This window comes from Amycolatopsis sp. NPDC043887 (genome assembly GCF_056435665.1).
Genome location: NZ_JBWKEB010000015.1, coordinates 167,065 through 189,486 on the forward strand (window position 1 = coordinate 167,065; position 22,422 = coordinate 189,486).

Consider the following 22,422-nt stretch of genomic DNA (forward strand, 5'->3'; position numbering starts at 1 on the left):
GCGAGTTCCGCCTTCAGTCACGCGAGTTCCGGCCCCACGCACACGTGATCCGGCTCCAAGCACGCGTGCCGTCCGCCCAAGCACGCGTGCCGTCCGGTCGGTCACGTGTGTCGTCCGCGGGGCAACCGCCTCCCGCGTGGCAGCAAAGGTCCCTTGCTCCCTCGCGGGCGGTCTCTCAGCGGCCCAGCAGGCCCTTCGCGATGTGTGTCACCTGGATTTCGTTGCTGCCCGCGTAGATCATCAGCGACTTCGCGTCCCGCGCGAGCTGCTCCACCCGGTACTCCGCCATGTACCCGTTCCCGCCGAACAACTGCACGGCCTCCATCGCCACCTCGGTGGCCGCCTCCGACGAGTACAGCTTCATCGCCGAAGCCTCGGCCAGCGTCGGCATCTTGCCCGCGCGCAGGGTCTCGATCAGCTGGAACACCATGTTCTGCACGTTGATCCGCGCGACCTCCATCTTCGCCAGCTTGAGCTGGATCAACTGGAACCGCCCGATCTCCTGCCCCCACAGCTTCCGGTTCTTCGCGTAGTCCACGCAGAGCCGGTGGCATTCGTTGATGATCCCGAGCGCCAGCGCCGCGACGCCGATCCGCTCGACGGCGAATCCGGACTTCACCTCGGCCTTGCTGTCGCCGTCGCGACCGGTCTCGGATTCGCCGAGCAGCCTGTCCCGCCCGAGCCGGACGTCGCTGAAGAACAGCTCACCGGTCGGCGAGGACATCATGCCCATCTTCTTGAACGGTTTGCCCTGCGTGAGCCCGGGCATGCCCTTGTCCAGCACGAACGTCAGCACCTTGCGGTCGCGGACGTCCGAGCCGTCGTCGAGCTTCGCGTACACGATGATCGTGTCGGCGTACGGACCGTTGGTGATGAACGTCTTCTGTCCATTGAGGACATACTCGTCGCCGTCGCGCCGCACCGACGTCTTCATCCCGCCGAAAGCGTCCGAACCGGAGTCGGGTTCGGTGATCGCCCACGCGCCGACCTTCTCGAACGTCGCCAGTCCGGGCAGCCAGCGCTCCTTCTGCGCTTGCGTGCCCTTGGTGAGGATCGTCTGCGCGGTCAGCCCGATGCTCACGCCGAGCGAGGCGACGATGCCGAGGCTGACCCCGGCCAGTTCGCTCACCGCGATGAGCGCCATCGCCTCCTGCCCGCCGAACGCGAGCCCGCCGCCACCCGAGCCGGACCCAGGCGACTTCGACAGCAGTTTCGACACCGATTCCCGCGCGAGCGCGTCGATGCCGAAGGACGCGAACATCTTCCGGATGATGTCGTACGGCGGCAGCTCCCCGCTTTCCAGCGCGTCGAGGTGCGGCCGGATCTCCTTGTCGACGAACTCCCGGATGGCGTCCCTGATCAGCAGTTCGGTCTCGGACCACTCGATCACGGCAGCCTCGCGGCGATGTCGTCGATCTCCCAGGCGGCCTCGGTTTCGATCACCTTGACGTCGTGCCAGCCCGCGAGTTCGGAGATCGCGCCGCCCTGCACCGCGAACACCTTGCCGGTGATCGGGCATTTCTCGGTCGCGAGGTAGGCCACCAGCGGCGAGATGTTGGCCGGGGAGAACGCGTCGAACTCGCCTTCCTCGACCTCCTGGGCGAAGATCGCGCCCATGCCCGGCGTCGCCAGGGTGAGCCGCGTGCGCGCGATCGGCGCGATCGCGTTGACCCGCACGCCGTAGCGTTCCAGTTCCTCGGCGGCGACCAGCGTCAGCGCGGCGATCCCCGCCTTCGCCGCGCCGTAGTTCGCCTGCCCCGCGTTCGGCAACGTGGTCCCGGACGCCGAGGCGGTGTTGATCACCGAACCCGCCACCGGTTCGCCGGCCTTGCTCGCGCTCTTCCAGTACGCGGCAGCGTGCTTCAGCACCGCTGCGTGTCCCTTCAGATGCACCGCGATCACGGAATCCCATTGGGACTCTTCCAGTCCCGCGATGAACGCGTCGCGCAGAATGCCCGCGTTGTTCACGACGACGTCCAGCCTGCCGAACTCGCTCACCGCCTGCGCGACCAGTTCCTCGGCGCCCGCCCAGTCGGCGACGTTGGCCGTGTTCACCACGGCCTTCCCGCCCGCCGCGCGGATCTCGTCGACGACTTCCTGTGCGGGCCCGGTGTCGCTGCCGCTGCCGTCGTTCGCGCCGCCGAGGTCGTTGACGACGACGCTCGCGCCCTCCCGCGCGAACAGCAGTGCGTGCTCGCGGCCGATCCCGCGTCCGGCACCGGTGATGACGGCGACCCGCCCGTCGAGTGCTCCCATGGCTTTTGCTCCTACTCCGCGAATTCCGCGAGGCCGTCCTTGATCACGACGGTTTCGCCAACGGTGGTTTCGAACGCGTAGGTCCCGGCACCCGCGCTCCAGATGGACGTCGTCAGGTCCTGCCCGGGCAGCACCGGCTTGGCGAACCGCACGGCGAACCGCTTCAGTCTGTCCACATCGGACCCGGCGACCTCGGTCAGCAGCGCCCACGAGGTGAACGCCATGGTGCACAGGCCGTGCGCGATGATCCCCGGCAGTCCCGAATCCTTCGCGACCTCCTCGTCGAGGTGGATGGGCATGGGATCGCCGGCGGCGGGCGCGTATCGGTACGTCTGGTCGTCGTCGACGTGCTGGCTGACCTTCGCCACCGGCGCCCGCGAACGCAGGCCTTCGTCGAACTTGTGCTCCGGCCCGAGTTCGCCCCGTGTCTCGCCGGTGTCGAATCCGCGCACGAACAAGGTCACGTACTGCTCGTTGACCAGGTCGCCGCCCTCGGTCCGGCATTCGAGATGAATGGTGCCGCGCGTGCCGTTCGGCAGCCCTTCGTAGCCGGTCATCCGAGCTCGTGACACGAGCTTGTCGCCGGGGCGGATCGGCCGGTGGAACCGGAATTCCTGTTCTCCGTGCACGATCCGACCGAACAACCCGACCGGGACGACCTCGAGCGCCGGCTCCATCAGCGACTCGAACACCGGCACGATCGCGAACACGGGGCTCGCGACGTCCCCGGCGAGATGCGCCGGGATCGGGTCGTTGGTGGCCTTCGCGTACTCGATCAGCCGCTCGCGGGTCACCTCGAACCGGGACTCGTCGGTCCACTTCCCGAGCCCGCCAGGGTCGAAGCGCTCGTCGGTCACGCGACCAGCGCCTTGAAGTTCTCGAGGGAAGCGTCGAGGTTCTTCTTACCGTCCTTCTCGACGGCCTTGCCGAGCGCGCCGACGATCATCTGGCCGGCGAACTCCGCGTCGATACTGGCGAGCGAACCTTCGCCGGACGCCTCCACAGACAGCTCGAACTTGACCTTCACCCCGGCCATCCCGGTCCCGGAGATCGCCAGCTTCGACGGCGCCTCGAACTCGTCGACGGTCCAGGTGATCGTGTTCGGCATCCCGAGCATCGTGACGACCTCGGAAGCCTGCGCCCCCTTGGAGAATTCGGCCGGGACCTCGCCCTTCCACTTGGTGTGGATGGTCAGCCACTTTTCGAAGTTGTTGGGGTTGGAGAACTCCGCCCACACCTTTTCGGGAGCGGCGGGGAGTTCGACGGAGGCACTGATCTTGCCCATGATGGTTCCTTTCGGTGGATCAGCGCTCGGCGCGCTGGTAGGCGGTGACGACGGCGGCGCCGCCGAGTCCGATGTTGTGCTGCAGCGCGGCCTGGACGCCGTCGACCTGGCGTTTGTCCGCGGTTCCGCGCAGCTGCCAGGTGAGTTCGGCGCATTGCGCGAGGCCGGTGGCGCCGAGCGGGTGTCCCTTGGAGATCAGCCCGCCGGACGGGTTGACGACCCACTTGCCGCCGTAGGTGGTGTCCCCGGAGTCGACGAGCGTCCCGGCTTCCCCTTCGGCGCAGAGTCCGAGCGCCTCGTAGAGCAGGAGTTCGTTGGCGGAGAAGCAGTCGTGCAGTTCGATGACCTGGAAGTCCTCCGCGCCGAGCCCGGCCTGGTCGTACACCTGGCGTGCGGCCTGGACGTTCATGTCGTAGCCGATGATGTTCTTCGCGGTGCCGTCGAAGGTGCTGGCGAAGTCGGTGGTCATCGCCTGCCCGACGATCTCCACGGCCTGCCCCGCCAGCCCGTGCGAGTCCACAAAGGACTCGCTGGCGAGGATCGCCGCGCCGGATCCATCCGAGGTCGGCGAGCACTGGAGTTTGGTGAGCGGGTCATAGATCATCCGCGAGTCCAGGATGTCCTGCAGCGAATGGCTTTCCTGGAACTGCGCGTACGGGTTGTTCACCGAATGCCGGTGGTTCTTCTCGCCGATCTTGGCGAAGTGCTCGGCGGTGGTGCCGTAGGTCTTCATATGCTCGCGGCCCGCCGCGCCGAACATCCACGGTGCGGGCGGGAAGAGCACCTCGGAGATCTCCGCGAGCGCCTGGATGTGCCTGCCCATCGGCTGCTCGCGGTCGTCGTAGGTCGAGCCGAGTGATCCAGGCTGCATCTTCTCGAAACCCAGTGCGAGCGCGCAGTCCGCGCGGCCGCCCCGGATCGCCTCCGCGGCCAGGTACAGCGCGGTCGACCCGGTCGAGCAGTTGTTGTTGACGTTGACGACCGGGATCCCGGTCATGCCCAGTTCGTAGACCGCCCGCTGCCCCGAGGTCGACTCGCCGTAGACGTAGCCGACGTAGGCCTGCCGCACCTCGTCGAAGGAGATCCCGGCGTCTTCGAGCGCCTTGGTCCCGGACTCCTTGGCCATCTGCGGGTAATCCCAGTCTTCGCGACGTCCGGGCTTCTCGAACTTCGTCATGCCCACGCCGACGACGTACACCTTGTTGGCCACCACGACGCTCCTTGTCGTTGCCGGGTCGCTGCTGGATCTGAAGATACAGGCAGGACTGTATTTATCAACCCCTTACATACAGGTCTGCACGGATGTTACTTACGGCACGTTCCGTGTCAGGTGACGCAGACGGACGAGCCACCCGCGCTAACCAGGGAGAACACGACACAGGGGGGTAACGATGAAACGAACGAGTACGGTCCTGGCGGCCACTGTCGCCGCCGGTCTGCTGCAGGCTGGCTTCCGCGGACCCGGACGGGTGGACGACGACCTACCTGCCACAGCCGTTCGGCACCGTTCAGGTGGTGGCCACCGACGGGGCCGGAAACTACGCGGGGCACTTCGAAGGCGGCTTGCTCACCTGGGCCGGCGGGACCGTCAGAACCACGGCCTCCCGGCGGGCTACGACACGATCGAAGCAGTGGACGAGAACATGTCGGGGGCGGTTCTCACGAACGGCTACGCGATCTCGGCGAGGACCGGTCGCTCGTTCCGTCTTCGAGAACGGCGGGTTCCAGCTCTTGGAGAAGGTTCCGGGATACGCCCAGACGGCCGTCACCGGTATGAACAACCGCGGTGACATCGTCGGCAAGGTGTACAACGATCCGCGATACGGCACGTGGGCGGCGTTCTGGCCGGTCGGCGACCGCGCGCACCCGGTGCTCCTGGACTCCCCGCCACTGCTCGGTCCGGTGGACATCGACCACGACGGCACGATCCTGATGCAGAAGCAGTACGGCGGCACCTGGCTCTGGAAGGACGGCGTGCGCGACGACTCGTCCTTCCCGAAGGCGTCGACGAAGCACGCGCCATCGCGATCCGGGACGGCAAGGTGCTGGCCGACGTCCAAGGGGGCCAACGGCTTTGGCCGGCCTACGACACCTCCAACCCGGTGCCGGAGACCGTGACGGTGACCGCGCTCAACGGGTCGGGCGTCCTCACGGGCTGTTTGCGGACCATGGGTACCGCCACGATTCCCGCGGTGTGGTCGCGGGCGGCCCGGTCGAGACGCTTCCGACGCCCTTCGGAGACGGTTGCGGCGCCATCATGGGCGAGAACGGTGAGGTCATGGGAGGCGTGCGGGACGACTGGAATCAGGTCAAGCCCGTGGTGTGGCGCCGTGGCTAAAGTCGGGATATGGATCTCGAGGAGCTTCGGCAGCGGTTCTCCCTGCTGACCACCGCGCATCTGACCGACGGCTGCGTCCGCGCCGGCGTCCCGGTCCGGTGCGCGCCCGCCGGTACGCACGCGGTCGTGCCCGGCGGCCGCGTGGCCGGGCGGGTCACCCCCGCCCGGCACGTCGGCAGTGTCGACGTCTTCCTGGAGGCGTACGAAACCGCGAACCCCGGCGACGTCCTCGTCGTCGACAACGGCGGCAGGCTCGACGAGAGCTGCGTCGGGGACCTCGCGGTGCTCGAAGCCGAGGCGGCCGGGCTGAGCGGCGTGGTCATCTGGGGACTGCATCGCGACACCGCCGACATCAAGAAGATCGGACTGCCGGTGTTCAGCCTCGGCTCGATCCCGACCGGTCCGCTCTCGGTCGCCGCCCGCCCGGACGGCGCGCTCGAATCGGCCGTCGTCGGCGAGTGGACGGTGACACGGGACGATCTCGTGTTCGGCGACGAAGACGGCGTCCTGTTCGTCCCGGCAGACCGGGCGGACGAGGTCCTGGACCGCGCCGAGGGAATCCGCGACACCGAGCGGCTCCAGGCCGACCGGATCCGCGCCGGAGAGTCCCTTCGCGAGCAAGTGCGCTTCGCCGACTTCCTCGCGGAGCGCGCGAAGTCGCCTTCGCTGACGTTCCGGCAGCACCTGCGGGCGGTCGGCGGCGCCATCGAGGAGTAGCAAGGGACCTTTGCTACCGCCTGACTCCGGGCGCGCCGCGAAGGCCGTCCGTGAAGGGCCCCTTCACTACCTTCAGGGTAGGCAAGGAGGCCTTCACGACACCCGCGGGAGAGCAAGGGACCTTTGCTACCACCGGAGGGCCTGACCAGGGAAAACACGCCAGCCAGGCCCCTGGCTTACGACGTCTTCGAGCCGCCCAGCCACAGCAGACCGTCGATGACGAAACGGTTCTGCACCTCACTGGCGAAGGTCGACGAAAGCGGCTGGTTCGTCTCGTAGTTCATCTTGTCGTGGCCGAAGTTGGCGTACAGCATCTTGTACTTGGCGTTGGTCCAGAGGATCGGGTAATACCCGCTGTACCAGGACTGGTTCGGATCGGTCCCGAGCGGAAAGCTCACCGGATCCACCGACGCGAGGATCCGGATGTCCGGATTCTTGCGCAAGTCCCTGTTCCAGGCGTACCACTCGCTCACCGACGAGGTGAAGGTCGCGGGCAGCCGTGCGGTCGACGGATGCGGCCGGTTCTCCACCTTCAGCGTCGCCGTCGTCGGCCCCCAGGTGTTGGACTTGAACGCGCCCGTGCCGAGGAACCCGTTGTGGTACCAGTCCCAAGTGGACGGATTCGTGGTGAACGCCGCCACGTGGAAGCCGAAGAACGCCCCACCCGCGTTCATGTAACGCTCGAAGCCCGCACGCTGCGCCGAGGTCTGCGGCAGATCGTCGAGGAACAGCACGACCTGGTACTGCGAAGGTTGTAGCGAGTTCAGCCGGTTCCAGTCGTTGGTCGCGGTGTAGCCGAAGTTGTGCTGTGAAGCGGTTTTCGGGAACCACTGGTTGGCTTCCTTGACGAAGCTGATATGCGCCGCGTCGTAGGTGCCGTTGTAGAAGGCCAGCACGTTGAACGCGGGTGCCGCCTGTGCCTTCACCGGCGCCAACGCCAGTGCGAGACACGAAACGAACAGCAGAGCTAGTTGGACCGCGAATTTCCTCATACCTCACCACCCATGCCGAGAGTGCGTAAGTTCACATCTTGAATTAATACATGACAAAGCGCTAGACCTGCGGAAAAGCCGGTTCCCGCTGACCGACACCGGCCCGGACCGATAACCTGGGGATTATGGAACTGCGGGACATCGAGATCTTCCTGGCGCTGGCCGACGAACTGCATTTCGGCCGCACCGCGGAACGCCTGCACGTCTCGCAGGCACGGGTGAGCCAGACGATCAAGCAGGTGGAGCGCCGGATCGGCGCGTCGCTCTTCGCCCGCACCAGCAGGCGGGTCCGGCTCACGCCGATCGGCGAACGGCTGCGGGACGACCTCGGCCCCGCCTACCGCGCGCTGCACGAAGGCATCGACCGCGCGATCGCGGCCGGACGCGGGATCGGCGGCGTGCTACGGCTGGGTTTCGAAGCGCCCGGCGTCGCCGACCTGATCGAAGATCACCTGGACCGTTTCCGGCAGCGCTACCCGGACACGGAACTCCTCATCCGCGAAGCCGATTTCGCCGATCCGATGGCGATGCTGCGCTCGGGTGAGATCGACGTGCTGGTGACCCTGCTTCCGGCCGACGAACCCGATCTCACGACCGGACCGGTCGTGTACACCGAACCGATGGTGCTCGCGGTGTCGTCGAAACACCCTTTCGCGCGACGGAAGTCCGTGACGCTGGACGACCTCGCCCGCGACACCGTCCTTCGCGCGGCGCATCCGCCAGAGCCGTACTGGGTCGAGGAACCACGCCAGTGGCTGACGCCGGCCGGACACCCTGTGACGCGGGGCAAGCCCCTCGCGACCTTTCAGGAACTACTCGCCGCGATCGCCACCGGCGCCGGCATCTGCCCGCTCGCCGCACACGCTCGGGAGTACTTCAGCCACCCGCGAATCCGCTTCGTTCCCTTCGCAGGCTCTCCCGACGTCGAGTGGGGCCTCGTCTGGCCGTGCTCAGCGGAGACGGCCCGCGTACACGCCTTCGCGACTGTCGCGTCCGCTTCGCGCCCCTGACCAGGGAAAAGGGAGCAAGGGACCTTTGCTACCGCCAGGGGGGTGCGTGGAAATAGAGACGTTGAGTGTCCCTATTTCCACACACCAGCACTCGGCGTAGCGATGCTGACCGACCGTGTGGATTTCGGGACGTCAGATGTCCCGAAATCCACACGGTCACCTGCGGAAAGAGCAAGGGACCTTTGCTACCACCCGGCCGCCCCCACCGGCCCCGAACAGCGTGAAGGCCCCTTCCCTCGGCTCAGCCGAGGGAAGGGGCCTTCACGAGGAAAGCTAGCTGACGACCTTCTGCACCCAGTCCTGCTCCAGCTTCACGACCTGCCCGTTCGCCGTGACGGTCGGCGTGCCGAAACCGGGGCCGTTGCCGAAGTCCTGCTGCAGCGACGGATCCGTGGAGATCTTCTTGTACGCGTCCTGGATCTCCTGGTCGTAAGCGCCGCTGTTGACCTTGAGCATGAAGCTCGGGTCGGTGATGCCGACGTCCTGGCCGAGCTTGATCAGCTGCGCCTTGTCGAACCCGCGCCCGCCTTCCTCCGGCTGGTCCTTGAACAGCGCGTCGTGGAAGGCGACGAACTTGCCGGCGTCTGCCGCGGCGAGCGAGGCGTTGGCGGAGTCCAGCGAGTAGCCCGGCGGGTCGGAGCGCTGGTTGAGCATCGGCAGCATGTGGTACCGGACCTGCAGGGTCCCGTTGTTCACCTGCTCCTCGATCTGCCCCTTGAACGACTCTTCGAACTGCTTGCAGACCGGGCAGAGGAAGTCGGCGTAGATGTCGATGGTCTTCTTCGCCTCGGGCTTGCCGACGACCACGGCCGCCCCCTCGCGCTTCTCGACGACACCGGGCGCCGACGTGGTCGGCTGCGCCCCGATCACCTTGCCCGCGGTGCTGTCCTTGCTGGACGTCGTCCAGATCACGCCACCGATCACCAGCGCGGCGAGCACGACCACCGCGACGGTGATCGCGACGACCTTCTTCTTGTCGCCGCCCGCGACGCCCCTGGCCTGTGCCACCGAGCGCGACGCCGTCTGCTGCTGCTTGCGTTTCCGAGCGTTGCGCTCAGCTCCACCCACGATTATTCGTTCCCTTCAGCGATACCCACATAGTCGTCGTCCGCGGGGGCTTGAGAGTTCCCGAGCCAGCCGTCCACGGACAGCCACGTCCGCGGCCGCACGATCAGCCAGACACCCAGTAGCGCGAACCCGAGGTCCCTGGCGATCTCCTGCGGATACCTCGTCTGATCCGCGGCGATCTGACCGCCACCACCGAAGCAGCCACAGTCGATGCTCAGTCCGCGCGCCCAGGATTGGGCGATCGCGGCGATGAGCACCGCCAGCATCAGCACAGACAGCACCGACACCCACCGGGTCACGAACCCGGCGAGCAGGAACAGGCCGAGCGCCAGTTCGACGAGCGGCATCCCGATCGCGACCGGGCGGACGAGCCCGTCCGGCAGGACGTCGAAGGCCTGGACCGCGATGTAGGTCTGCCCCGGATCGCTGATCTTCAGCGCTCCGGAGACCAACCAGACGGCGGCCAGTCCGAGCCGGGCGAGTGTGCCCACGGCGTCGAGTACGACTTGGGGCGGTCTACGCACGGGCATAGGCTAACCGCCGACCCTGAGAACAACGTGAGGCGGCGGACGGAGGCACCCGATGAGGGGACCTGCCCTGCTGGTGGCCTGCTTGATGCTGGTCACAGCGGCGGCTTGCGGCGAAGAGGCCGGTCCGTCGGATTCTCTCGTCGCGCGCGCCGTCGCGTCCAACAAGCTCACCATCGGCATCCGCTTCGACCAGCCGGGACTCTCCCGACGGACGATGGACGGCCGGTACGTCGGTTTCGACGTCGACGTGGCGAAGTACGTCGCGAGCGAACTGGGTGTCGACGAGGATCACATCACCTGGCACGACAGCAGGCCGTCGTCCCGCGAGACGGACATCACCTCGGGGATCACGGATCTGATGGTGGCGACCTACTCCATCACCGAAAAACGGAAACAGGTGGTCGGCTTCGCCGGGCCCTATTTCGACGCCGGCCAGGATCTGCTCGTCCGCCTCCGGTCGACCGACATCACCGGCCCCGAGAACCTCAACGGCCGCAAGCTGTGCGCCGTGGGCGGCACCACCTCCGCCGAACAGGTGCGCGACAAGTTCGCGCAGGCCGTCCAGCTCGTCGAATACCCGCGCTACCAGGACTGCGTCACGGCACTCCTCGCCGGACAGGTGGACGCGGTGACCACCGACGACGTCATCCTCGCCGGTTACGTGGCGCAGAACCCGGAGCTGCTGCGAGTCGTCGGCAAGCCGTTCTCGAAGGAGAAGTACGGTGTCGGCCTGCGCAAGGAAGACACCGAGGGGCGGGCTGCGGTGGCCAAGGCGATCCAGAAGATGATCTCGTCCGGCGAATGGCTCGAATCGCTGAACCGCAACATCGGCCCGTCCGGCTACCGGATCCCGCCTCCGCCACAGGTCACCGAGAAGTGACCCTTCCCGATCTGCCGGTTCGCGCTGTCCTGCCCGAACTCGAAGCCGCACTCGACGCCCATGGCACCGCCGTACTCGTCGCGCCCCCGGGAACCGGCAAGACCACGTTGGTGCCGCTCGCGCTGGACAATGGCGAAGGCCGGGTGATCGTCGCCGAACCGAGACGGCTGGCGGCGCGGGCCGCGGCGGCGCGCATGGCTTCTCTGCTGGGCGAACGGGTCGGCGAGACGGTCGGCTATTCGGTTCGCGGTGACCGGAAGGTGTCTTCTTCGACACGGATCGAAGTGGTGACGTCGGGTTTGCTGGTCCGGCGGGTGCAGGGCGATCCCGAACTGAGCGGGGTGTCGACCGTCCTGCTCGACGAATGCCACGAACGCCATCTCGACGCGGACCTGTTGCTCGCGCTACTCCTGGACGTGCGCGCAGGACTGCGGGACGACCTGCGCCTGCTCGCGACGTCCGCCACCGTGGCCTCCGGACGGCTGGCCGCGCTGCTCGGTGACGCGCCGGTGATCACCGCGCACGCGAGGACCTATCCGGTCGACGTCTCGTACTCCCCGCCCACGCGCGGCGAACGGATCGAGGCGACCGTCGCCCGTGTGATCCACAAAGCACTGTCCGAAGGGGACGGTGATGTGCTCGCCTTCCTCCCCGGCGCGGGAGAGATCGCCAGGGTGAGCGGCTTGCTCAGCGGCTTGGACGCCGACGTGCTGCCCCTGCACGGGCGGCTGTCGGCGGCGCACCAGGATGACGCGCTGCGCCCCCGCGCCCGCCGCCGGGTGGTGCTCTCGACGTCGGTCGCCGAGTCCAGTTTGACCGTGCCGGGGGTGCGCGCGGTGGTGGACTGCGGACTTTCGCGCGTGCCCCGCGTCGATCACCGGCGCGGCCTGCCAGGGCTGGCGACGGTCCGTGTGTCGGCCGCGGTCGCCGAGCAACGCGCCGGCCGTGCCGGACGCGAGGCGCCGGGTCGCGCGTACCGGTGCTGGGCGGCACATGAACAGGGCTCCCTGCCCGCGTATCCCGAACCGGAGATCAGGACCGCCGAGCTGGCGCGGTTCGCACTGGAGCTCGCGTGCTGGTCCACTCCGGACGGTTCCGGCCTCGCCTGGTGGGATCCGCCCGGTGAGGGTGCGCTGGCCGCCGGGCGCGCGTTGCTGACCACGCTCGGGGCAACAGCGGAAGACGGCACGGTGACCGAACGCGGCCGGAAAATGGCCGGTCTGGGGCTGCATCCACGGCTGGCGAGGGCGTTGCTGGACGGCGCGGCGCGGACCAACGCGCGTTCGGCGGCCGAGGTCGTCGCGCTGCTGGACAGCGGCGGCACACTGACCGACCTCGAAGCCGAACTGCGGCGAGTACGCAGCGACGAGCGCTGGAAGCGTGACGTACGACGGCTTTCCCAGCTGGTTCCCGACGGCGGCAACGCCTCCGATCCGGCGCTGGTCGTGGCGCTGGCGCACCCCGAGCGGCTCGCGCGACGGCGTTCCGCGGGGGCGCCGGTGTATCTGATGGCCGGTGGAACGGCGGCCGAACTGCCGCGGGGTAGCGGACTGGCCGACGTCGAGTGGCTGGCGGTGGCCGAAGCGACCCGCGATCCCGGCCGCGCGCAAGGGATCATCCGGCTGGCCGCGCCCGCGGACGAAGATCTCGCCGTGCGCGCCGCGCCGAACCTGGTGTCCACAGTGGACGAAGTGCGGTGGTCTTCGGGTGACGTCGTGGCGCGGTCGGTGTGGCGACTCGGCGTGATCACGCTGTCGGAGAAACCGTTGCGCTCGCCCTCGCCGGACGCGATCCGCACCGCACTGCTGGACGGGCTGCGCACCGAAGGGCTCGGCCTGCTGCGATGGCCGGAAGACGGGAAGAGACTGCGCGAGCGGCTGGCCTTTCTGCATCGCGTGCGGGGAGCGCCTTGGCCCGCGGTCTCCGACACGGAGCTTCTGTCCACTTTGGATAGCTGGCTCGATCTCGGCTCGGCCCGTCGCCGGTCCGATCTGGCCGCGCTGGACGCCGGCGCGGCCCTACGCGGACTGTTGCCCTGGCCGGAGGCGTCGCGTTTGGACGAACTGGCGCCGGACCGGCTGGAGGTACCGTCGGGTTCGCGGATCAGGGTCGATTACTCGGGCGAACAGCCCGTGCTCGCCGTCAAACTGCAGGAGACCTTCGGCTGGCTCGCGACGCCGGAACTGGCTGGCGTCCCCGTCGTGCTGCACCTGCTCTCCCCCGCCGGGCGGCCCGCGGCGGTCACCGCGGATCTGGAATCGTTCTGGCGCAACGGTTACGCGGCCGTGCGCGCCGATCTCCGCGGGCGCTACCCGAAGCATCCCTGGCCGGAGGACCCCCTGAACGCCGCCCCCACCCGGCGCACCTCACGAGGTCAGTCCATCAGTTGATGTTGAGGTCTGGTCGGCAACTGCGCCGCCAGCTCCTCGTCATCCTCACGCTCGTTCAGCCCCAGCTGTACGGCGCTGCGGATCTGCTCCCGGTTCTCCCGCACCACATGCGCGAAGAACTCGTCGATCCGCGGATCGGTCAGCACTTCGAGGATCACGCGCATCGCGGTGTCGATCACCGAACGCACCACCTCGTCGTGAAACGGCAGCTTCGAAAGCCGTCCGGCCTGCGGATCGTTCTTGAGCTTCTCCGCGATGATCCCCCGCAGCAACGACTGGTTCTCGCCGAGTGAGCGCGCGAGGTTCTGCGGATAGTTGCCGGTTTCCAGCACTTTGACGACCTCGTCGAGCACCGCGATCGTGATCGGTTTCTTGATCGCGAGCACGATCGGCCGGGAAAGCCGTTCGACCAGTCGCTGCGTGAACCGCTCCCCGAACGCGCGGTCGGCGGTGCGGGCGAGCCGGACCAGCACCACGACGATCCGCAGCAGCCGGAACCCGCGCAGCGCCGGATGCGCGATGGGGATCATGCCGAGGATCTCGTACCAGTTGCGCAGCGGGAACCGCTTCTCCCAGCCGGTGCGCCGCCACCGCCAGAGAAATTCCAGCGCGAAGATCCCGCACACCGTCGTGTCGATGACGAAGACGCGGTGCGCCGTCTCCTCCGAATGCGGGAAGAACATCACGTAGGCGAGCAGCCCGACGGAGAACACGGCGAGTACGAGCATCACCAGGTCGAGCGGATTCACGCGCCGTTGTTCGCGGGTGGTCATGGCGCCGATTCTGCCTTTCCGCGGTGACTCGTGCCGAGCGGCACCTGACGAAAGTAAGGGATGGCCGATGACTTCGGGGCGATGTCCGCAGGTGTCCCCGCATCGGAGGATTCAGGGACACGAAGGAGGACGCGGATGATCACGCTTCGAGGACTCACGAAGCGCTATGGCGAGAAGACGGTGGTCGACGGGCTGACGTTCGCCGTCGAACCGGGCAAGGTGACCGGTTTCCTCGGTCCCAACGGCGCGGGCAAGTCGACGACCATGCGGATGACGCTCGGCCTCGACGCGCCCAGTGCGGGTGAGGTCCACATCGGCGGCAAGAGGTACGAGGACCTGCGATTCCCGCTGCGTGTGGTCGGCGCACTACTGGAGGCCAAGGCGCTGCATCCCGGCCGGAGCGCGGGCAAGCACCTCCTGGCGATGGCGCGCAGCAACGGCATCCCGGCGAGCCGGGTGGACGAAGTGCTCGCCACGGTGGGCCTCACCGACGTCGCGGGCAAACGCGCCGGGACGTTCTCGCTCGGTATGGGGCAGCGTCTCGGGATCGCCGGTGCCCTGCTGGGCGACCCTGGCGTGCTGATGTTCGACGAGCCGGTGAACGGCCTCGACCCCGACGGCGTCCGCTGGGTGCGGCAGCTGATGCGGTCGCTCGCGGAGGAGGGCCGCACGGTTTTCGTGTCTAGCCATCTGATGAGCGAGATGCAGCTGACCGCGGACCGGCTGGTCGTCATCGGCAAGGGGAAGTTGCTCGCCGACGCGCCGGTCGACGAGTTCATCGCGGGCAATTCGCGGACGTCGGTCGCGGTGCGGGTGCCCGCTCCCGCCGACCTGCGTGTCCTCGAACAGCGCCTTCGCGCACTCGGCGCGACCACAGAATCCGATCAGGACGAACTGCTCGTGCACGACCTGCCCGTCCACCTCGTCGGCGACGCGGTGCACGAACTCGGGATCCGCGTGCACGGGCTGGCCGAACGGACCGCGTCACTGGAACAGGCGTACATGGAACTGACCGCGTCGTCGGTCGAATACGGAACGGGAGTCGCGGCATGAAGTCACTCATGGTCCTGGTGGCGGTGATCGCCGGCCTGCTGGGGGTGCCGGCGGCCGCGTCGGCGGCACCGGAACTGTCGCTGCCCGCGCCGGGCGGCCCGCTCCCGATCGGGCTGCGCACACTGCACCTCACCGATCAGCGGCGCGCCGACCCTTGGGTGCCGGAGAAGCGGCGCGAACTGATGGTCAACGTCTGGTACCCGGCCGTCCCGATCGGACGCGCGCCGCTGTACATGACCGAGGCCGAGTCCGCGGCGACGGTCGCCGGGCGGAAACTCGACCTGCCGCCGGACGCTCTGAGCAAGGTGCGGGTCCACTCGCGGGAGAACGCGTCTTCCCTGCCAGGACGGCGTCCGCTGGTGGTGCTTTCGCCGGGCGCGGGCAACAACCGGATCACCCTGACCTCGGTGGCCGAACACCTTGCCGCGCAAGGCTTCGTGGTCGCCGGGATCGACCACGCCTACGAAGCCTGGGCGACGGAGTTCCCCGACGGGCTGCGCCAGTGTGTCGCTTGTGGACGACCGGACGACCCCTGGCCCGCCGCGATCGCGAACCGCGCTGTGGACACGACCTTCGTCGTCGACACCCTGCTGAAGGACCGTCGATGGTCGATCGACGCGACGAAGATCGGGATGGCCGGTCATTCCGCCGGGGGTTCGGCGACCGCCGCCGCGATGGTCGCCGACCGGCGGATCAAGGCGGGTGTGAACGTCGACGGCCCGTTCTTCGGCACCGTCTCCCTCGACCGGCCGTTCCTGCTGCTGACCAGCCCGACCGGCGAGAAGTACTACCGGGCGTCCTGGGACGAGACCTGGCCGCGGCTCACCGGGCCGAAGAAGCAGGACCTGGTCGAGAACAGCGGCCATTCGTCGGTGACCGACGCCGCGATCCTGATCGACCAGCTGGGGTTGCGACCGCAGCTCCCGCCGACCGAGATCGAAAACCAGTACGGCTCGATCGACTCACGGAAGGCGCTGGAGTTCTTCCGTAACGAGCTGACCGGTTTCTTCAAGCAGTGGAGCGCACGATGAACACGATCTCTTCCGAATGGACCAAGTTCTGGTCGGTCCGGTCGACCTGGTGGTGCCTGATCAGCGGGCTCTGCCTGATGCTGGCCTATTCCGGCGCGCTGGGCCTGGCCGCGAACGCCGGCGTCGAACGCTCGATGGCCCCGCACGCCGTGGTGGCCGGAGCGGCGTATTTCCTCACGCAGTTCGCCGTGGTCGCGCTGGCGACGCTGGTCATCACGAGCGAGTACGCCAGTGGCAGCATCCGCTCGACCCTGCAGTGGGTCCCGGTGCGGAACCGGGTCCTCGCGGCGAAATCGGCCGTCCTGCTGCCGGTGCTGTTCGGCTACGGCGTGCTGAACACCCTCGCCGGTGTGGCGATTTCGGCGCCGATGATCCCCGCGCCCGACTCCTCGGTGGGCGAGGTCCTCGCGACCGCGGCGGGCATGGGCGGCTACTTCGCGCTGCTGGGCCTGCTCTGCCTCGGTCTCGGGACGGCGCTGCGCTCGACGGCGGGGACGATCGTGACGGTGTTCGTGCTGCTGGTGATGATCCCGATGTTCGCCGGTTCGCTCGGCTGGGAAGACCTCGTGAACTACTTCCCCGGCTTCGCGGGCGTCAACGCGATGGTCACTCCCGGGCAGCCGAACCCGATCTTCGGCGGCGTCGCGCCCTACGCGCCCTGGGTCGGCGTCGCGCTCTGTGCGGCTTGGGCCGCTGCTGGTCTGGTCACCGGTTCCACGGTGCTCAGGCGGCGGGACGCCTGACGGGGGAGCAAGGGACCTTTGCTACCGCTTGGGCGCCCGGTCACGTCGCGAAAGCCACAGGACATCTGATGTCCCCCTGTGGCTTTCGGGACATCCCGTTCCGGAGCCCGCGGGTCGACGCGCTTGTCTCGACATTGAGAGAAGCGGGAGCAAAGGTCCCTTGCTTCCCTGCACAGCGGAACGCCCGAGGTGACCGTGTGGGTTTTGGGACGTCAGATGTCCCAAAACCCACACAGTCAGCATCGCTACGCCGAGTACAGGGTGTGTGGAAATAGAGACATTCAACGTCCCTATTTCCACACACCCCGGGCGGCAGCAAAGGTCCCCTGCTCTCTTTCCGCAGGTCAGAGCCTCAAGTGGTAGCAAAGGTCCCCTGCTACCCCGCCACCCCGAGCCCCGTCAACACCTCCCGCGCCCCTCGCGTCAACTCCTCCAGCCCGGGCGGCCGCAACGAGCCGGTCCCGGCCAGCGCGTCGAAGACCGTCCCTTCCAGCCACGCCACGAGCACCCGCGCGTGCCGCTCCGGCTCCGCCGATCCGCACGCGGCGAGCACCTCCGCGCACCGCCGCCGGATGACGAGCCCGCCCCGGTCGTAGGCCTCACGCAGCTCCGGTCGCCGCGTCGCCTCCAGCGCGAACTCGTACCGCGCGAGCATCCGCGTCCGCCCGTTCGTGATCGCCGCGTGGGCGAACCCCGCCACGTACTCGGCCAGCTGCCCGGGTGGCGGGTCGAGGGTGACCTCGTCGAGTTCGATCATCCGCGAGATCGCCAGCTCCAGCAGCGCCGCCCGCGTCCGCGCGTAGTACGAGGTCGAACCCGGCGGCAGCCCGGCGAACCGGTCGACGGCGCGATGCGTCAGCCCCCGCATCCCCTCGGCCGCGATGACCTCGATGGCCGCGTCCCCGATCGTCGCCTTTCGCACTCTACAAGTGTAGTAGTACTCTACAGTTGTAGAGGAGGTCGACATGCGCAAAGCGATCGTGATCGGCGGAGGAATCGGCGGGCTGAGCGCCGCCATCGGACTGCACGGCATCGGCTGGGAGGTCACTGTCCTCGAACAGGCGCCGGAGCTCACCGCCGTCGGCGCGGGCATCTCCCTGTGGCCGAACGCCCTGCGGTCACTCGAAACGCTGGGCGTCCGCCTCGCCGGACAACAGGAACAATCCTCCGGCGGTCTCCACGACCGCGACGGCCGCCGCATCACCCGATGGGACGCCGAGGCGTTCCGCCGTCACCACGGGCGCCCGCTCGCCGCCATCCACCGCGCGGATCTCATCGGCGCGCTCCGCGACGCCCTCCCCGACGGCTGCGTCCGCACCGGCGTCGAGGTCACGAACCTCGACGATCTCGACGCCGACGTCATCATCGCCGCGGACGGAATCCACAGCACGGCCCGCGAACAACTCTGGCCACGGCATCCCGAACCGGTCTACAGCGGCAGCACGGCCTACCGCGCGGTGACCACCCTCCCTCACCCGACGGAACTCAGCACGAGCTGGGACGACGGAGCCGAGATCGGGGTCATCCCGCTGCACGACGGCCGCGTCTACTGGTGGGCGAGCTACGTCGCCGAAGCGGGCGTCCGTCACGAGGACCCGAAGTCGTATCTGCGAAACCGCTTCGGCGGCTGGCACGAACCGATTCCCGAGCTCATCGAGGCGACCGCGCCCGAGACGCTGCTCCACCACGATCTCTGCCTGCTCGGCACTCCCCTGCCCACCTACGTCAAAGGCCGCGTCGCGCTCCTCGGCGACGCGGCCCACGCGATGCCGCCGTTCCTCGGCCAAGGCGGCTGCCAGGCGATCGAAGACGCCGTCGTTCTCGCTGCGGCGCTCAGTAGCAACGAAGACGTCGACGCGGCACTGAAGAGTTACGACGAACAGCGCCGCCCGCGCAGCCAATCGGTGGTCAAAGCCTCGGTCCAGGCCGGAAGAATCGGCCCGCAGCTGCGCAATCCGCTCGCCGTGGCCGTCCGCAACGGCGTGTTCCGGCTACTCCCCGGCGCGCTCACCGCCCGCATCGGCGCCGGCGTCAGCGGCTGGACCCCTCCGGTCCCCCGCCGACCAGCCCCGCCTCGTACGCGGTGATCGCCGCCTGCACCCGGTTCCGCGCGCCGAGCCGGTTGAGGATGGTGCTGACGTAGGCCTTCACCGTGCCCTCGACCACGAACAGCTTCGCGGCGATGTCCGCATTGGACAGTCCGGAACCGAGCAGCGCCAGCACTTCCTGCTCACGCGGCGTCAGTTTGCCGATCAGCGCCTTCGCCTCTTCGGCGCGGGAGACCTGGTTGCCGGAGAAGCGCGCGATGACCCGCTGCGCGACCTTCGGCGAAAGGAACGCCGCGCCACCCGCGACCGCGTGGATCCCGCCGAGCAGTTCACGAGGATCGCCGGATTTCAGCAGGAAACCGCTCGCGCCGAGACCGAGCGCGCGTTCGATGTAGGCGTCCTCGCCGAACGTGGTCAGCATGATCACGCCCACCTCGGGCAGCAACCGGCGGATCTCTTCGGCCGCCTTGAGCCCGTCCATGACCGGCATCCGGATGTCGAGGAGCACGACGTCCGGCCTGGTCGCGCGGGCCTGCTCGACGGCGGCGCGCCCGTCCTCGGCTTCCGCGACCACCTCGATCCCGGCGTCCGCGGCCAGGATCGCCGACACCCCGGCGCGGATCATCGCCTCGTCATCGGCCAGCACGACCCGGATCATCCGGGTTCCCCCTTTGCTCGTCTTCGCTGATCACGTCCTTCGCCACGAGTTTCCCGTCGGCGAAGCACAGCCGGTAGGCCTCGTAGTTCAAGTTGAACACGGTGCGCTCGGTGCCGTAATACTCGCAGGTCGCCCCCGCCGGTACCGGGGGTTCCACCACGCGCGGCCGGGCGATCCGCTGGCTGCCGGGCAGGACGGACGCGATCTCCGCCCGCGTCTGGCCGATCCGGATCCGGTCGTACTCGCCACCGGCGAGGACCGAGCCGTACCACTGGACGAGGAACACCACCCCGCTGATCCCGACCACCAAACCGAACAGCCCGATCGGCACGACGATCGCCTGGATCAGGCTGCGCCGGACGTCACGGCGGGCGCGTTCCAGCTCCCTGGCCGACATCGACTGCCCGACCTCGGCGTCCATCGCCGCCTGACTCTCGGGCGATTCCTCCGACGGTGCGGCGTCGTGCGGCAGGGTCGCGCTGACCTCGAATCCGCCGTCACGCGGTCCCGCGCGCAGGGTCCCGCCGACCAGCCGGACCCGCTCGCGCAGGCCGATCAGCCCGCGCCTGCCCGAAGCCCGGCCCGGCAACGGCCCCGCGGGCGGCGCGGCGTTGGTGACCACGACATCCGTCCGGCCCTCGGACCGCGTGACCCGGACCGTGACCGCGGCACCCGGCGCGTGTTTCACCACGTTCGTGACCGATTCCTGGACCACGCGATACGCGGCGCGGTCGACCATCTGCGGTTCCCCGTCGAGCCGGGCGTCCACAGAGGACTCGATCAGGACACCCGACGCCCTTGTCCGGTCGAGCAGTTCGTCGATGCTCTCGTGCACCGGCTCGGTCGGCGCGTCGTCCTCGCGCAGGACCCCGATGATCTCTCGCAGCCGTTCGGTCGCCGTCGCGGCGCTCTGCCGCAGTTCGCCCGCGGCCTGCCGCTGCTGCTCGTCGAGGCCGCCCGCGACTTCCAGCGCCGCCGCGCGCACCGCGATGAGGCTCAGCTCGTGGCCCAGCGAATCGTGCATGTCGCTGGCGATCCTCGTCCGTTCGCGAAGCCGCGCGCGGTCCGCGATGAGCCGCTGACGGCTCTCCATCTCCTCGGCGCGGCGCCAGCCGTCACGCGCCATGTCCTCGCGCTGCCGGACGTACCTGCCCAGCAGCCAGGGCGTCACCCCCGCGAAGACCAGGACGCCGAGCAGCGCACCCCAGGACGCGAACCCGTCCTTGCTCCACAGCAGTGCGACGGGCACCGCCAGCACCGAAACGACGGCGAAAAGGCGCAACATCGGCTTCGCGACCGGCTGCCGGTAGCCGGCGAGGTAACTCACCGCGACGAGGACGAAGCCTTCCCAGATCGGCACCCGGCCACCGAAGCTGCCCAGCACGATGAAGCTCGCGATCATGGCGATGGCGAGGGAGACCAGCGGGTACCGGCGCGACACCGCGATCGCGGCCGTGGTCGCGGAGAGCCCGAAGAGCAGTTCCCAGTGCTTCGTGCTGGATCCGGCGTCGATGACCACCCAGCCGCAGAGGCCGAGCCACAGCGCGACGTCCATGATCAGCCGACGCCCCCGCCGCACGGGCTCCTCCGCTTCCTTCACAGATCAGGACGCTACAAGCCGTGACGAGCGGTCCGCCATGGACGAAAGTAAAGGTCCCCTGCTTCCCGCGTCCGATGAGGCATGATGATCGACCATGGCCGAGCGCACACTCACCGGTCAGCTAGGCGGTCCTGTCCCGGCAGGCATCGAAGCGCTGGCCGACAACGAGAAGCAGGACCTCTCCGACGCGCTGCGCGACGCGCGCCACCGCCAGGCCAAGGCATTGGCCGAAGCGGGCGAAGAGGGTCTGAAGTACGTACCCGCGCTGCTGCGCGGCACAGTTCGCAAGGTGGTGGGCCTGTGACCACCGAAAACTTCGCCGCGCAGGCGGAGATCCTCAAACTCGCCCGCGTCCTGGGCACCACCCCGGAGCGGCTCTCGTACCTGGAGAAAGTGGACCCCGCCGAACTCCAGGCGTTCCGCGAACAGGTGACGGACACGCTGTTCGACGCCAACCTCGCCGCCCTCGAGCGGATGGCGATGGCGAGCAAACTCGTTCCGAGCCCGATCCTCGCGAAGATCGCCGAGAAGGTCTTCGGCCCGCTTCTGTGCGCGCGGATCGCCGGGCTGGTGGACGTCTCCCGGGGCGTCGACGTCGCGAAGCGGCTGAAGCCGCCCTTCCTGGCCGACGTCGCGGCCGAGCTGGACCCGCGCCGTGCGAGCGCGATCATCGCCAGGATCCCGCTCGACACCGTCGTCGCGGTCGCCGTCGAACTGGTGAGCCGCGAGGACTGGATCACCGTCGGCCGGTTCGTCGGCCACCTTCCCGATCCGACGGTGCGCCGGGCGCTGGCCGTCATCGGCGACGACGCGCTGATCCGGATCGCGTTCGTCCTCGACGACAAGAGCCGGATCGATCACGTCCTCGGGCTGCTCCCCGAAGCCCGGTTCCGCGGCCTCCTCCAGGTCGCGGCCGCCGACGAGGACCTGTGGGCTCCGGTGCTCGACCTGCTCACCCATCTGAGCGAGAAGCGGGTGGAGCAATGGTCTCATCTGCTCGGCGAACTCCCGCCGAAGCTGCGCGTCCGCGTCGAAGAGACCATCCGGTAG

At 68.4% G+C, this 22,422-nt stretch carries 23 protein-coding genes; 11 read left to right on the plus strand and 12 right to left on the minus strand.

The features are described from left to right. Positions 1-175: 175 nt before the first annotated feature. From AC069H_RS33490 to AC069H_RS33510, 5 genes are read right to left on the minus strand one after another with little or no spacing between them, the layout of a single operon-like run. Positions 176-1,390 carry an acyl-CoA dehydrogenase family protein gene (locus AC069H_RS33490; RefSeq protein WP_478226784.1) on the minus strand — a complete coding sequence of 405 codons (1,215 nt, stop codon included), beginning with the start codon at positions 1,388-1,390 and terminating at the stop codon, positions 176-178. Then, positions 1,387-2,256 carry an SDR family oxidoreductase gene (locus tag AC069H_RS33495; protein ID WP_478235005.1) on the minus strand — a complete coding sequence of 290 codons (870 nt, stop codon included), beginning with the start codon at positions 2,254-2,256 and terminating at the stop codon, positions 1,387-1,389. The genes AC069H_RS33490 and AC069H_RS33495 overlap by 4 nt, the downstream gene beginning before the upstream one ends. Before the next feature lie 11 nt (positions 2,257-2,267). After that, positions 2,268-3,113 carry a MaoC/PaaZ C-terminal domain-containing protein gene (locus tag AC069H_RS33500; protein WP_478226782.1) on the minus strand — a complete coding sequence of 282 codons (846 nt, stop codon included), beginning with the start codon at positions 3,111-3,113 and terminating at the stop codon, positions 2,268-2,270. Continuing rightward, positions 3,110-3,541, minus strand: coding sequence for a type II toxin-antitoxin system Rv0910 family toxin (locus AC069H_RS33505; protein ID WP_478235006.1), 432 nt, complete (start codon positions 3,539-3,541; stop codon positions 3,110-3,112). Before AC069H_RS33505 ends, AC069H_RS33500 begins: the two co-directional genes overlap by 4 nt. 19 nt (positions 3,542-3,560) lie before the next feature. Then, positions 3,561-4,754 (minus strand): lipid-transfer protein, encoded by a 1,194-nt coding sequence (locus tag AC069H_RS33510; RefSeq protein ID WP_478235007.1) that lies wholly within the window; start codon positions 4,752-4,754, stop codon positions 3,561-3,563. Between the two features lie 518 nt (positions 4,755-5,272). Between AC069H_RS33510 and AC069H_RS33515 the strand changes: the two genes are divergently transcribed. Both AC069H_RS33515 and AC069H_RS33520 read left to right on the plus strand, forming a co-directional pair. After that, positions 5,273-5,659 (plus strand): hypothetical protein, encoded by a 387-nt coding sequence (locus tag AC069H_RS33515; protein WP_478235008.1) that lies wholly within the window; start codon positions 5,273-5,275, stop codon positions 5,657-5,659. Between the two features lie 229 nt (positions 5,660-5,888). Beyond that, positions 5,889-6,596 (plus strand): RraA family protein, encoded by a 708-nt coding sequence (locus AC069H_RS33520; RefSeq protein WP_478226778.1) that lies wholly within the window; start codon positions 5,889-5,891, stop codon positions 6,594-6,596. 176 nt (positions 6,597-6,772) lie between these two features. Here AC069H_RS33520 and AC069H_RS33525 read toward each other — a convergent pair whose 3' ends face one another. Continuing rightward, positions 6,773-7,588 carry a ThuA domain-containing protein gene (locus AC069H_RS33525; protein ID WP_478235009.1) on the minus strand — a complete coding sequence of 272 codons (816 nt, stop codon included), beginning with the start codon at positions 7,586-7,588 and terminating at the stop codon, positions 6,773-6,775. Between the two features lie 125 nt (positions 7,589-7,713). Between AC069H_RS33525 and AC069H_RS33530 the strand changes: the two genes are divergently transcribed. After that, complete coding sequence (locus AC069H_RS33530; RefSeq protein ID WP_478226776.1) at positions 7,714-8,598, plus strand: LysR family transcriptional regulator; 885 nt, start codon at positions 7,714-7,716, stop codon at positions 8,596-8,598. A 273-nt stretch (positions 8,599-8,871) separates the two neighbouring features. Here AC069H_RS33530 and AC069H_RS33535 read toward each other — a convergent pair whose 3' ends face one another. Both AC069H_RS33535 and AC069H_RS33540 read right to left on the minus strand, forming a co-directional pair. Next, the gene (locus AC069H_RS33535) at positions 8,872-9,666 is read right to left on the minus strand and encodes a DsbA family protein (RefSeq protein WP_478226775.1); all 795 of its coding nucleotides are present in this window, start codon (positions 9,664-9,666) and stop codon (positions 8,872-8,874) included. 2 nt (positions 9,667-9,668) lie between these two features. Further along, positions 9,669-10,157 (minus strand): MauE/DoxX family redox-associated membrane protein, encoded by a 489-nt coding sequence (locus AC069H_RS33540; RefSeq protein ID WP_396559263.1) that lies wholly within the window; start codon positions 10,155-10,157, stop codon positions 9,669-9,671. A gap of 91 nt (positions 10,158-10,248) precedes the next feature. Here AC069H_RS33540 and AC069H_RS33545 point away from each other — a divergent pair, with 91 nt between their 5' ends. Further along, a complete protein-coding gene (locus tag AC069H_RS33545; RefSeq protein ID WP_478226774.1) occupies positions 10,249-11,076 on the plus strand; it encodes a glutamate ABC transporter substrate-binding protein in 828 nt (275 codons plus the stop codon). Next, positions 11,073-13,466: an ATP-dependent helicase HrpB gene (hrpB, locus tag AC069H_RS33550; protein ID WP_478235010.1), complete on the plus strand. Its 2,394-nt coding sequence runs from the start codon at positions 11,073-11,075 to the stop codon at positions 13,464-13,466. Before AC069H_RS33545 ends, hrpB begins: the two co-directional genes overlap by 4 nt. Here hrpB and AC069H_RS33555 read toward each other — a convergent pair. Continuing rightward, entirely contained in the window at positions 13,451-14,239 is a 789-nt protein-coding gene (locus AC069H_RS33555) for an ion transporter (RefSeq protein WP_478235011.1), read from the minus strand. The two genes, hrpB and AC069H_RS33555, sit on opposite strands and share 16 nt — an antisense overlap. Positions 14,240-14,374: 135 nt before the next feature. On the opposite strand from AC069H_RS33555, the gene AC069H_RS33560 reads away from it, so the two are divergent. Genes AC069H_RS33560 through AC069H_RS33570 form a run of 3 tightly spaced genes read left to right on the plus strand, consistent with a single transcriptional unit; the run spans position 14,375 to position 17,066 of the window. Next, positions 14,375-15,292, plus strand: a complete 918-nt coding sequence (locus AC069H_RS33560; protein WP_478226771.1) for an ABC transporter ATP-binding protein — start codon at positions 14,375-14,377, stop codon at positions 15,290-15,292. After that, on the plus strand, positions 15,289-16,323 hold the full coding sequence (locus AC069H_RS33565) for an alpha/beta hydrolase family protein (RefSeq protein ID WP_478235012.1): 1,035 nt from the start codon (positions 15,289-15,291) through the stop codon (positions 16,321-16,323). Before AC069H_RS33560 ends, AC069H_RS33565 begins: the two co-directional genes overlap by 4 nt. Beyond that, complete coding sequence (locus AC069H_RS33570; protein ID WP_478235013.1) at positions 16,320-17,066, plus strand: ABC transporter permease; 747 nt, start codon at positions 16,320-16,322, stop codon at positions 17,064-17,066. Before AC069H_RS33565 ends, AC069H_RS33570 begins: the two co-directional genes overlap by 4 nt. Before the next feature lie 376 nt (positions 17,067-17,442). Here the strand turns inward: AC069H_RS33570 and AC069H_RS33575 are convergent, their stop codons facing one another. Next, a complete protein-coding gene (locus AC069H_RS33575) occupies positions 17,443-17,988 on the minus strand; it encodes a TetR/AcrR family transcriptional regulator (protein ID WP_478235014.1) in 546 nt (181 codons plus the stop codon). Between the two features lie 43 nt (positions 17,989-18,031). Between AC069H_RS33575 and AC069H_RS33580 the strand changes: the two genes are divergently transcribed. Then, positions 18,032-19,153, plus strand: a complete 1,122-nt coding sequence (locus AC069H_RS33580; RefSeq protein ID WP_478235015.1) for an FAD-dependent monooxygenase — start codon at positions 18,032-18,034, stop codon at positions 19,151-19,153. Here the strand turns inward: AC069H_RS33580 and AC069H_RS33585 are convergent. Further along, on the minus strand, positions 19,098-19,772 hold the full coding sequence (locus AC069H_RS33585; RefSeq protein ID WP_478226766.1) for a response regulator transcription factor: 675 nt from the start codon (positions 19,770-19,772) through the stop codon (positions 19,098-19,100). The two genes, AC069H_RS33580 and AC069H_RS33585, sit on opposite strands and share 56 nt — an antisense overlap. Further along, positions 19,747-21,351 carry a sensor histidine kinase gene (locus tag AC069H_RS33590; protein WP_478235040.1) on the minus strand — a complete coding sequence of 535 codons (1,605 nt, stop codon included), beginning with the start codon at positions 21,349-21,351 and terminating at the stop codon, positions 19,747-19,749. The genes AC069H_RS33585 and AC069H_RS33590 overlap by 26 nt, the downstream gene beginning before the upstream one ends. Before the next feature lie 115 nt (positions 21,352-21,466). On the opposite strand from AC069H_RS33590, the gene AC069H_RS33595 reads away from it, so the two are divergent. Then, positions 21,467-21,676 carry a hypothetical protein gene (locus AC069H_RS33595; protein WP_007034335.1) on the plus strand — a complete coding sequence of 70 codons (210 nt, stop codon included), beginning with the start codon at positions 21,467-21,469 and terminating at the stop codon, positions 21,674-21,676. After that, complete coding sequence (locus AC069H_RS33600; protein ID WP_478226765.1) at positions 21,673-22,422, plus strand: hypothetical protein; 750 nt, start codon at positions 21,673-21,675, stop codon at positions 22,420-22,422. Before AC069H_RS33595 ends, AC069H_RS33600 begins: the two co-directional genes overlap by 4 nt.